The organism is Polynucleobacter sp. MWH-Jannik1A5, from assembly GCF_018881795.1.
Classification (GTDB): domain Bacteria; phylum Pseudomonadota; class Gammaproteobacteria; order Burkholderiales; family Burkholderiaceae; genus Polynucleobacter.
The window spans coordinates 43,035-49,394 of sequence record NZ_JACVPQ010000002.1; the positions used below are offsets into that span (position 1 = coordinate 43,035).

The following is a 6,360-nucleotide window of genomic DNA, read 5'->3' on the forward strand; positions in this document are numbered from 1 at the left end:
AACCCGATTAAAATGGGGGTATTGAATTTATCGTTTTTACCCCTATATACGTTTTATGAAAGTCTATAACTTAGCTTGCCCGTTAAATCACCGTTTTGAAGGGTGGTTCGCTTCGGAAGAGGATTGTCTTGCCCAACAAGACAAGGGGATGCTTGCTTGTCCGGTTTGTGACAGCGCAGAAATTACCCGGATGCCTTCAGCACCGCATATTGGCAAATCATCTTCTACAGAATTAGCAATCCCTAAAGCTGAATCTGAGAATCTTAGTGGAGGCGTGGTTGCGCTTACTGGTAGCGATCATTCCCAGTTAGAAGCCCAGGTCCAGGCAGCGTTCTTAAAAGGCATGCGAGAGCTCATGGGTCGCTCAGAAGATGTTGGCGATTCTTTTGCTGATGAGGCTAGAAAGATTCACTATAAAGAGTCCCCTGAAAGAAGCATTCGTGGTCAGACTACTTTGGATGAGGCTGAAGCCTTAAGAGAAGAGGGCATTGATGTCCTTTCAATGCCAGTGATTCCTGCGTTGAAAAATACCCTTCAGTAATAGCCTAATAAAATCCAGTCAATAAAAAAGCGATCCGAAGATCGCTTTTTTGCTATTTACTCCTAGTATTACTTGGAGGTAGGCATGACAAACTCTGCACCCTTAGCAATACTCTCAGGCCAGCGCTGCATCACGCTCTTTTGCTTGGTATAGAAGCGAACGCCTTCTTTGCCATATGCATGCATATCGCCAAAGATCGATTTCTTCCAACCACCAAAGCCATGCCAGGCCATTGGCACAGGAATAGGTACGTTGATACCAACCATACCAACTTGAACACGTCGTGCAAATTCACGGGCGATATTGCCGTCGCTAGTAAAGCACGCAACTCCGTTACCAAATTCGCAAGAATTCACTAGGTTCAGTGCATCAGTAAAGTTTGCTACGCGCAAGCAAGATAACACTGGCCCAAAGATTTCTTCCAAGTAGATTTTCATATCTTGGGTGACATTGTCAAATAATGTGCCGCCAATAAAGAAGCCATTCTCATTGCCAGGCACCTTAAGACCGCGACCATCTACCAACAGCTTTGCTCCAGAAGCCACACCGCTTTCAATGTAGCCAGTAATGCGCTCTAGAGCTGCCTTAGAAACGATAGGACCCATCTCTGCATCGAGCTCCATACCGTTCTTCACTTTCAGTGTTTTGGTGCGCTCGATTAGTTTTGGCATGATTTTTTCTGCAACATCACCAACTAAGACTGCCACTGAAATCGCCATGCAGCGTTCGCCAGCTGAGCCGTAAGCGGCGCCAACCAATGCATCAATTGCTTTTTCAATATCGGCGTCAGGCATGATGACCATATGATTCTTAGCCCCGCCCAAAGCTTGTGAGCGTTTGCCAAAGTGAGCGCAACGCTCGTAGATGTAGTTGGCAATAGGTGTAGAGCCTACAAAACTTACTGCCTTAATATCTGGGTTTTCAATCAAAGCATCAACGGCTTCTTTGTCGCCTTGAACCACGTTAAATACGCCATCTGGAAGTCCGGCTTCTTTGAGTAGCTTAGCCATGAATAATGAGGCAGATGGGTCTGTAGGGCTTGGCTTGAGAATAAAAGTGTTGCCACAAGCAATTGCCATAGGGAACATCCACATTGGCACCATGACAGGGAAGTTAAATGGCGTAATGCCAGCAACAACGCCTAATGGCTGACGCATTACCCAGTTATCAATATCGGTAGAAACTTGTTCGGTGTAATCGCCTTTGAGCAACTCTGGAATGCCAGTGGCAAATTCCACAATTTCAATTCCACGAGTAACTTCACCTTGCGCATCGGTAAATACTTTGCCATGCTCAGCTGTAATGATCGCAGCCAATTCATCGCGGTTGGCATTCAAGAGCTCAAGGTACTTAAACAGAATACGCGAGCGACGCAGGGGGCTGGTTTGGCTCCAGGTCTCAAAAGCCTTTTGAGCAACTGCGACTGCAGCGTCTACTTCTTTGCGACTAGCAAGGGCAACACGACGGGCTACAGACCCTTTAGTTGGGTTGTAAACATCGGCAAAGCGGCCGTCTTTAGGATTAACAACATTGCCGCCAACATAGTGACCAATATCTTCTTTTGATTTAAAGGCTTGAGGTGCGTTCATAGTCTCTTGTAGTGAGTGTTTTAGGGGTTTTTAGTTAAACAAGCCGCTAGGCTATTTCTGGCCTGCACGACTTCGCGGTCTCGTTTATTCTACTTTTTAAGTATTCTATCGCTTTACGGCAAATTTCGTATTTTTGAACCCTTTGGGGCATTTTTAAGGCATTCGATGAGTCTTTTATTTACTGGCTATACCCTGAATTCCCCTCGAGGGCCCTTAGAGCTAGCAAATCGTATTGTGGTTGCGCCAATGTGCCAATATTCGGCCAATAACGGTGAGGCGACTGACTGGCACCTGATGCACTGGGGTAATTTGCTCAATAGCGGTGCCGCTTTATTCATTATTGAAGCCACGGGTGTTAGTCCAGAAGCTCGAATTACGCCGGCATGCCTAGGCCTTTGGGATGACCGTACCGAAGCTGCGCTAAAAGATAAATTAAGTCGTGCACGTGCCTTGGCCCCAGCTATGCCAGTTTTTATTCAACTGGCTCATGCGGGCCGCAAGGCATCCAGTGCTACCCCATGGAATGGTGGCCAATTGCTTGGAAAACATCAGGGCGGGTGGGAGACATTAGCGCCTTCAGCTATTCCGCAGTTAGACGGAGAGCGTTTGCCACACGAATTAAGCACGGATGAACTCCAGAAACTGATTGCTGATTTTGTTGCTTCCGCAAAACGTGCAGATCGTATTGGTATTGATGGCATTGAACTTCATGGCGCTCATGGTTATTTGTTACATCAATTTTTATCACCCATTGCCAATCAACGTAGCGATGAGTACGGCGGCTCTTTTGAAAATCGGATTCGTTTCCCGCTAGAACTATTTGCTGCTGTAAGAGCAGCCTATCAGGGCGTTCTCGGTATCCGAATTTCTGCTAGTGATTGGATAGAAGGGGGTTGGACCCCGCAAGAGACGGCAGTTTTTGCACAACGACTAAAGCCTTTAGGTTGTGATTTTGTTCATATCTCTTCTGGCGGCATTTCACCAAAACAGCAAATTGCCATTGGGCCAAATTATCAAGTGCCCTTTGCGAAGATTGTGAAAGATCAATCTGGCCTGCCTACCATGACAGTTGGCTTAATTACTGAGCCGCAACAGGCGGAGGATATTTTGCAGGCAGGCGATGCAGACTTGATAGCACTGGCAAGAGCTTTCTTATATAAACCCCGTTGGGGCTGGGAAGCAGCTGCTGCTTTAGGCGGAACAGTTACCGCAAATGAGCGTTACTGGCGTTGCTTGCCACGTGAGGCTCAAGCGGTATTTGGTAGTGTAAAAATAGGGCAAAGATAATTTTCAATAATAAAAATCTGGAGACACCGATGAAAAAGAATATGGTTTTATTTTGTTTTTTAGCAGTATTGAGTTTGGGTTTAACAGGCACAGTTTCTGCACAATCTTTTCCTGATCGTCCAATTACCCTAGTAGTGCCAAATCCACCAGGTGGCCTGGTTGATACCTCTGCGCGTTTGTTGAGCGAGCCTTTAACTAGAGTGATTGGCCAAACGGTAGTGGTAGATAACAAGCCGGGTGCCAGCGGTAATATCGCCTATCAATATGTTGCGAATGCAAAACCTGATGGGTATACCTTATTAATTTCTTATTCCGGTTATCACGTAGGCAACCCTGCGTTATTTGACAAGCTCTCCTGGGATCCAATCAAGGACTTTACGCCGGTAGCTTTGCTCACTGTTTCAACCAATGTGATTGCTGTACATCCTTCAGTACCCGTGAACAACTTGAAAGAGTTCATTGCGTATGCAAAGGCAAATCCAGGTAAATTAAATTACGCATCACAAGGTAACGGATCTGTTTCTCATATCGGTACCGAGATCTTCAAGCAAACTACTGGTGTAGAAATGGTGCACGTTCCTTATAAGGGATCTGGTCCTGCCATTCAGGATGTATTGGCGGGGCAGGTTCAAGTATTTATTAGTACGCCACCTTCTTTGATGCAACATGTGCAAAGTGGCAAGCTAAAAGGTTTGGCAGTAACAGGGAAAAACCGTCATCCAGGCATGCCCAATGTACCAACCACTGCAGAAGCAGGGCTTCCTTCATTTCAGCTAGAGTCTTGGGTTGCTTTGTATGCTCCAGCAGGCACGCCAGCGCCGGTCATTACAAAACTGACGAACTCTGTAAAACAGAGTCTGGCATTACCTGAAGTCAAAGAGCGTTCAGATGCCGCTGGAGTGGAGCTTCGTTATCTCAATCCGGCGCAAACTGATGCACTAGTGAAAAAAGAGATTCCTTTCTGGGGTAAAGCGATTAAAGCGGCGAACATTACTTTAGATTAAATATGCGTTTTAAGCCTGATCTCTTAAAGTGGGATCAGGCAGCGCAAGTACGAAAGCCCTTGCTGCGCTTAAAAGAAAATGATCCTTTCCTGGCCCAGCAATCAGTTGCACTCCGACAGGTAATCCATTGGGGCCGCTGCCCACATTGATATTGATGCAGGGTAGGCCTAATAGTGTCCATCCACGACAGAAGACCGGGTCTCCAGTCCCATCTTTAATGTTGGGTGCTTCTCCTAGTGCGCTAGGAGCAATCAATAAATCAACCTCATCTTGAAATAGCTCGATGATGGATGCTTTTGCTTTATCGGTAAAAAGTAAATCTTTTGCATATTGCTCATAACTAATTGCTGCACCATCACTAAGTTGTTTACTCAAAATTAAACTTAGTTTCTTTGGGTAATGGGTTCGCTCGAATACAAAGCTGCGAGACATCTCAGAGAGCATGATGCGCGTTTGTACTTGCGTAATACCATCACAAGAATGAGGAAGCTTTAGATCAGAAACGGTTGTTTTGGAGATAAGCTCTGCTGCATGGCGAGCAACAGCCATTGCAGTCACGGTTTCTTGTTGCGCAAGAGGCCAATCAGATGTTTTACATATGGCTACACGAGGCTTATTGTGCAAAGCCTCTACTTTTGTAAAGCGGTGATCGCCACTCATCGCTGCTACACCTAGTCCGACATCTTCAATAGTTCTGCCAAAGCATCCCAATGTATCCAGGGTAGTGGAGAGACTTTTTACCCCCGCTGTACTGACTTTTCCTAAGCTGGGTTTAAAGCCTACTACGCCACAATAAGACGCTGGACGAATGATGGAGCCTGCTGTTTGGCTGCCAGTTGTTAAGGGCACCATGAAGTCAGCTACTGCTGCAGCAGAACCGCTGGAAGATCCTCCCGGCGTGTGGTTTGAAAGATGGGGATTGGTGGTTGGCCCACTTTTAAAAGAGGCTAACTCTGTGGTGACTGTTTTACCAAGGATGATGCCGCCCGCTTGTCGGATTAATGCAATGGATACAGCATCTGCTGCCGGATAGTGATTGGCATAGATCGGAGATCCATAAGAAGTTGGCAAGTCATAAGTGTCATAAAGGTCTTTTACGCCAATAGGTAGCCCATGCAAAATACCCTTAAATGCACCCTTATCAAGCTCTTTAGCCTTGGCTAGGGCGCTCTCCTTGCCAAGGCTTGTCCAAGCTTTGACAACGCTCTCCCTCTGTCCTATGCGGTCCAGGCAGGAGAGCAGCAAATCGGTTGCCTTAATCTCTCTTCTAGAGAGGGCTTTAATGGCCTGGGTGGCGCTGAGACTTTCGAGATCTTTCATTGCCCCATTCTACTTTTGGTGGCGTATGATCGCAATTTAAGGTTTTGGACTAGAAATTCAATAAAAGAGAAGTTAGATGAAGCAACATACGGTACGTGAAGCATGGCTTGAAGACGCTGTAAGGCATCTAGAGCCAGTATTTTCAAAAGCAGGTTATGCGATCCCTCCAGTGAGGGTTTCTTGCGGATTTCCGGCTTCCAGCAGCCCTAGAACCACGCTTGGTCAATGTTGGCCTCGCGAGCGATCTGGTGGCGGTGTCAATGAGATATTTATCTCCCCAAAATTAGATGAACCAGTACAGCTTTTAGATACCTTGGTTCATGAGCTTTGTCATGCTGTGGATGATTGCTTTAGTGGCCATGGTGAAGATTTCAAGGGTATCGCTCAGACCGTAGGATTGGAAGGTCCCGCCAGAATGGCGCATGCCACTGAGGAGTTAACAGTCAAGCTGATGATGATCAGCCAAGAACTGGGTCCATATCCGCATCAGGCAATTGTTTTCCCACCCCCTAGACCAAGCAATGCCAGTCGCAGCAAAGCCAAGTGCAGCCAATGTGGCTATGAAGTCACCTTACTCAAAAAATGGGCTAGTTATGGGGCGCCAATATGCCCTAAGGAC

At 46.6% G+C, this 6,360-nt stretch carries 6 protein-coding genes; 4 read left to right on the plus strand and 2 right to left on the minus strand.

What is annotated here, in order from left to right:
- Window positions 1-55 precede the first annotated feature (55 nt).
- Window positions 56-541: a DUF1178 family protein gene (locus ICN23_RS09590; protein ID WP_216232028.1), complete on the plus strand. Its 486-nt coding sequence runs from the start codon at window positions 56-58 to the stop codon at window positions 539-541.
- Between the two features lie 68 nt (window positions 542-609).
- Here the strand turns inward: ICN23_RS09590 and ICN23_RS09595 are convergent, their stop codons facing one another.
- The gene (locus tag ICN23_RS09595; RefSeq protein ID WP_216232029.1) at window positions 610-2,130 is read right to left on the minus strand and encodes a CoA-acylating methylmalonate-semialdehyde dehydrogenase; all 1,521 of its coding nucleotides are present in this window, start codon (window positions 2,128-2,130) and stop codon (window positions 610-612) included.
- Between the two features lie 165 nt (window positions 2,131-2,295).
- On the opposite strand from ICN23_RS09595, the gene ICN23_RS09600 reads away from it, so the two are divergent.
- Window positions 2,296-3,417: an NADH:flavin oxidoreductase/NADH oxidase gene (locus tag ICN23_RS09600; RefSeq protein WP_216232030.1), complete on the plus strand. Its 1,122-nt coding sequence runs from the start codon at window positions 2,296-2,298 to the stop codon at window positions 3,415-3,417.
- A 29-nt stretch (window positions 3,418-3,446) separates the two neighbouring features.
- A complete protein-coding gene (locus ICN23_RS09605) occupies window positions 3,447-4,421 on the plus strand; it encodes a tripartite tricarboxylate transporter substrate binding protein (protein WP_216232031.1) in 975 nt (324 codons plus the stop codon).
- Window positions 4,422-4,430: 9 nt separating this feature from the next.
- On the opposite strand, the gene ICN23_RS09610 is transcribed toward ICN23_RS09605, so the two are convergent.
- Window positions 4,431-5,741 (minus strand): amidase, encoded by a 1,311-nt coding sequence (locus ICN23_RS09610; RefSeq protein WP_216232032.1) that lies wholly within the window; start codon window positions 5,739-5,741, stop codon window positions 4,431-4,433.
- Between the two features lie 76 nt (window positions 5,742-5,817).
- Between ICN23_RS09610 and ICN23_RS09615 the strand changes: the two genes are divergently transcribed.
- On the plus strand, window positions 5,818-6,360 hold a 543-nt coding region (locus tag ICN23_RS09615; protein WP_216232033.1), incomplete at its 3' end, for a SprT family zinc-dependent metalloprotease.

What these genes read in the sequence shown, in the direction of transcription:
- ICN23_RS09610 (WP_216232032.1), bottom strand. Translation starts at nt 5,741, where the DNA reads ATGAAAGATCTCGAAAGTCTCAGCGCCACCCAGGCCATTAAAGCCCTC.
- ICN23_RS09590 (WP_216232028.1), top strand. Translation starts at nt 56, where the DNA reads ATGAAAGTCTATAACTTAGCTTGCCCGTTAAATCACCGTTTTGAAGGG.
- ICN23_RS09595 (WP_216232029.1), bottom strand. Translation starts at nt 2,130, where the DNA reads ATGAACGCACCTCAAGCCTTTAAATCAAAAGAAGATATTGGTCACTAT.
- ICN23_RS09605 (WP_216232031.1), top strand. Translation starts at nt 3,447, where the DNA reads ATGAAAAAGAATATGGTTTTATTTTGTTTTTTAGCAGTATTGAGTTTG.
- ICN23_RS09600 (WP_216232030.1), top strand. Translation starts at nt 2,296, where the DNA reads ATGAGTCTTTTATTTACTGGCTATACCCTGAATTCCCCTCGAGGGCCC.